This window comes from Paenibacillus tarimensis, from assembly GCF_021532315.1.
Taxonomy (GTDB): Bacteria; Bacillota; Bacilli; order Paenibacillales; family Paenibacillaceae; genus Paenibacillus_I; species Paenibacillus_I tarimensis.
Genome location: NZ_JAKGAO010000010.1, coordinates 1 through 4,032 on the forward strand (window position 1 = coordinate 1; position 4,032 = coordinate 4,032).

Sequence of the window (4,032 nt, forward strand, 5' to 3'; positions counted from 1 at the left end):
GAGCCAGATAGATTTGTAAATATTTATAGTCAATTTGACAATAATAGTTGTCAAATTGACTATGATCTTTTATAATGGCTGTGAGGTGATGGTTAAGGTGAGAAACCGGGTGAAAGAGCTGCGGGCGAGGGACGGTCTGAATCAGACTGAGCTGGCTGCCCTCGCCAAGATTTCCAGACAGACCGTCAGTCTGATCGAACGGTCGGAGTATATGCCGTCGCTGCTCATTGCGGCAAGAATTGCGTTGATTTTCAAGGAACCAATCGAGTCGGTATTTGTGTTCGAGGAGGGAGAGCTGTAGATGAAACGTATGATACTGTTAGCAGCAGCAATAGCGGCTTATGCCGTCTACCAGTTTATTGACTTGTTTGCAGGAGGCGAACCGGCGAAGCCTGCCGCGGCTGCTGCCATATATCTCAGCAATGTGTTCTGTGCGATTATGCTGCTGGGGGCCTATTCTCTGTATCATAAGGTTACAATCATAGGCAGTCAGAAGGCGGAGGCAGCCGATGAGGATGAGAGACAGATCAGAATGGAACGGTATGCGTACCAGTTCGCCGATTACGCGCAGATTGCTTTTACCGTCATCTTAATCACTCTCGTTGCTGGCTTCCTGCTGCTCCGCCATGATCACCCGGGAACGCTGCTGTTCACATTTGCGCTGCTTATAGCGGGTTACTTTACACAGATGCTGCACGTGAAGCTCCTTATGTATGTACGTCCGGGCTTCCAGATGCCGCTTCCGGAGGATAAGAATTTTCAGGAGAAGCTGTTTGACAGCTTTGACGACGGGGAGAAACATGTCATGCTGAAGGGTCTGTACAAGCTTTACTCTATGACCATCAGCGCTATGATTGTGCTGCTCTTTGTCCTCATGTTCTACTCGATATTCAGCGGCGAGTCGCAGCTCTTCTCGATCATTGCCGTAGGTGCGCTGCTGCTGTTTATGCAGCTCTTCTATTTAAACAGCTTGAAGACATACAAGCGGCAGGCATAAATCCCGCTGGTTTCCGTAAAACGAGGAGATGCTCGCTCTCTTAACCGCCCTATCAATGGGCGGTTTTCTGTTTTAGCTTTTGCATAACAAAATCTAATATTCATCGAGTAGTCCTCGTCTTCAGCGGAACAGGGACCGGCAGTCTGTTTAATTTCGATTATTGGAGGTTTACGTCCAATGCAACTAGGCGCCTCGATTTGAAACAGCCTCGCAGCAATTTTTTATCCTTGCCGTACAGGCACTTCTGGGCCCCCGCCCACATACACTGTAGAACAGTCTTCGGAGATTGCCGGGGTGTGCGGAACTCGCATACCGGAGCCGGCCATTACGTATGGGGGTGTCTGACATGCCTGGATTATTTGCTGCTATCGCCTTGTTTATTAAACAGCTGTCGCTGCTGGTGTCTTATGTCAAGAACAACGCCTTTCCGCAGCCGCTTCAGGAGGAAGAGGAAGCACGGCACTTGAAGCTGATGGCGGAAGGCAACCAGCATTCCCGAAACATGTTAATTGAACATAATCTGCGCCTTGTCGCCCATATCGTCAAGAAATTCGATAACACCGGCGAGGATCTAGAGGATTTGATATCGATTGGCACAATCGGTCTGATTAAGGCGATCGAGAGCTTCCAGACGGGCAAAGGCACGAAGCTTGCAACCTTCGCGGCCCGCTGTATCGAGAACGAAATCCTGATGCACCTTCGCTCGCTTAAGAAAACCAAGAAGGATGTATCGCTGCATGATCCGATTGGGACTGATAAGGAAGGCAACGAAATTACCTTGATCGATATTCTCGGCACAGAGGCCGACGATGTTGTCGATAAGGTGCAGCTGAAGATTGAGAAGAGTAAGATTTACAAGAATCTTGACATACTGGATGAGCGGGAGAAGGAAGTCGTCGTTGGACGCTTCGGTCTGGAGCATGGCGGGGAAGAACGGACACAGCGGGAGATCGCGAAGGAGCTCGGGATTAGTAGGAGTTATGTTTCGAGGATTGAGAAGCGGGCGCTGATGAAGCTGTATCACGAGTTTTATAAGCAGAAGAAATAATCAATCATTATACAAATAAAAAAACAGGCGCGCCGGTAAGGTGCGTCTGTTTTATTTAAGGAGTTGTTGGGACTCCCATCAATTCTGACACTACCTGGATTTATACTTTTGTGTTACTACAGTTGTCTCACTCAATGCTTTATGTGCCTTAGGAACTGCATATTTACCTTGATGGTTCCCGATCATTTCATAAATGCCTTCAGGTTGAGTTGGGCCATGGTAAAGAAACAGTAAGTAGCTTTTTCCATTGGAGAGTGGTATTTACCATCGTATTTTGTGAGGGCTATTCATACAATATGTATAGCAAAAAAAACTTGATGAATGGGCTAAAACCATTGATAATAGTATGTAATATGAAAACGGGGAGGTGGCTTAGGACATGGACGATGACCCAGGGGAACCGAGCAATAATAGCCTGTGGGTACTTGTTGTATCCCAAAAGGGCAGTAAAGCAAGTTTTTATCTCTTGGAATAAATTCCATCAATAATGAGTTGAATTAAGAACTTATTTTGATGGGGAGATGAAAAACTTGCTAACTGAAATTTTGATCTTACTTGTACTTATAGTGCTTAACGCTTTTTTCGCCGCTTCGGAAATCGCTCTTATCTCATTGAACGATAACAAAATTAAAGCGATGGCAGAAGAAGGGCATAAAAAAGCAAAATTATTGCAAAATCTTCTGAGCGAACCGAGCCGGTTCCTAGCCACAATTCAGATTGGAATAACCTTGGCAGGATTCTTGGCAAGTGCATTTGCGGCGGAAAGTTTCGCGGGAAGGATGGCGGGTTTCTTACATTCTGCTAATGTCCCGTTACCGCTTGCAACGTTAGAACTTATTTCCGTTATCCTAATCACACTTCTACTGTCTTATTTCACGCTTGTATTAGGTGAGCTTGTTCCGAAACGATTAGCATTGCAAAAAGCTGAACCAATTGCAATGTTCGTGGTTATGCCATTGACTTTATTATCTAAGGCATCTTCTCCGTTCGTGAAACTTTTGACGCTTTCTACGAACACCCTCGTTAGATTAGCCGGCGTTGACCCTAATGAAAAGAAGGGTGAAGTAACAGAAGAAGAAATTAGAATGATGGTTGATGTCGGTAACGAAAACGGTACGATTCAAGAAACTGAACGCCTGATGATTAATAACATCTTTGAATTTGACAACAAGACCGTTAGCGATATAATGACCAACCGTAGTCATGTAGTTGGTGTCTCTGCCGATATATCATTAAGTGAAGTTATAAAGCTGGTAAATGTCGAAAAATATACAAGATTACCTGTATATGAGGGGAATCTTGATAATGTTGTGGGAATACTTCATGTTAAAGATATATTGGATTTCATCGAACATGGCGGTGAATCTGAATTAGAGGTAAGAAAAATTTCACGAACACCTTATTTTGTTCCAACTTCTAAAAAAATTGATTTATTGTTCAAGGACTTACAAAAGAATAAAATTCATTTTGCTATCGCGATTGACGAGTATGGCGGTACAGCTGGTATTGTAACGATTGAAGACTTACTTGAAGAAATCGTTGGTAATATTTTTGATGAGCATGATGAAGACGATAAAGAAATTGAAAAGATTGACCCTAATACCTATATAGTTAATGGGATAATAAACTTGCGTGACCTTCGCGACCAAATCAATATTGTCTTTCCACACGAGGAATACGATACATTAAGTGGATTCTTAATCGGTCAGCTCGGGAGAATACCATTACAAGGTGAAAACCCAGTTATGGAATATGAAGGTGCGGTCTTCAGGGTGGAAGAAGTGGATGAAAGAAGAATTAGTAAAGTAAAGATTGTTATGACAGAAAAGCCAGTTGAAGTTGAGGTCGAGGCGTAAAAGGAAGGCAATGAAATCGAGCTTCCGTCATGTGGCTGTCCCAAGTAGAAATACGTACGGTAAAAACGCTCCTGCATTACAGGAGCGTTCAGCCTGTTGAGAAACCTCAACAGGCTATATTTATCTTCAAC

General features: G+C 44.0%; 4 protein-coding genes. All 4 read left to right on the forward strand.

Annotated elements, in window-relative coordinates; genetic code table 11:
* The first annotated feature begins 97 nt into the window (after window positions 1-97).
* The 4 genes from L1N82_RS10655 to L1N82_RS10670 all read left to right on the forward strand — a co-directional run bounded on the left by L1N82_RS10655 (window position 98) and on the right by L1N82_RS10670 (window position 3,901).
* A complete protein-coding gene (locus L1N82_RS10655; protein WP_235287382.1) occupies window positions 98-301 on the forward strand; it encodes a helix-turn-helix transcriptional regulator in 204 nt (67 codons plus the stop codon).
* Complete coding sequence (locus tag L1N82_RS10660) at window positions 302-997, forward strand: DUF3169 family protein (RefSeq protein WP_235287380.1); 696 nt, start codon at window positions 302-304, stop codon at window positions 995-997.
* 346 nt (window positions 998-1,343) lie between these two features.
* Entirely contained in the window at window positions 1,344-2,045 is a 702-nt protein-coding gene (gene sigK / locus L1N82_RS10665; RefSeq protein ID WP_235287381.1) for an RNA polymerase sporulation sigma factor SigK, read from the forward strand.
* Window positions 2,046-2,566: 521 nt separating this feature from the next.
* A complete protein-coding gene (locus L1N82_RS10670; RefSeq protein WP_328284467.1) occupies window positions 2,567-3,901 on the forward strand; it encodes a hemolysin family protein in 1,335 nt (444 codons plus the stop codon).
* The last annotated feature ends 131 nt before the right edge of the window (window positions 3,902-4,032 follow it).